We start from the raw sequence: 396 nt of genomic DNA on the forward strand, positions 1-396 counted from the left end.
GAATCAGCATTAGGCATTTAAGCCTCAGCTCATCGCTCAGACTCTTGAATAATTGTAATGGCGATAGCTCGTTTGAATGTTGAGCATCAAGTATTGCTTGATTACTTTCGATTGCAGCAAAGCTATTAATTCGACGATTTATTTCAGTTAAGCTCATATGAAAACGTTCGATGTCGCTTAGGTCATCACCCTTAGATACCTTAGGGTCACTGAAGCTCCATTCTAATTTCTTCTCTTTTGCACCGAGTGATTTACATTCTTGAGTCGCCCTGTCACAAAGGGTAACTACGTAATCAAAATGTTGCCCGGCGAGTTCGTCAATATGCTTTGATTGATGAATGTTTTCGATACCGTGAGTTTTAAGAGCTGCCAAGGTTAGCGGGTGAACTGTTTCAG

The 396-nt window shown here is 40.9% G+C and carries 1 pseudogene; it reads right to left on the reverse strand.

Annotated elements, in window-relative coordinates:
• A pseudogene (locus A3735_RS22985) lies at nt 1-396 on the reverse strand (ArsR family transcriptional regulator); the annotation flags it as partial.

This window comes from Oleiphilus sp. HI0061 (assembly GCF_001635675.1).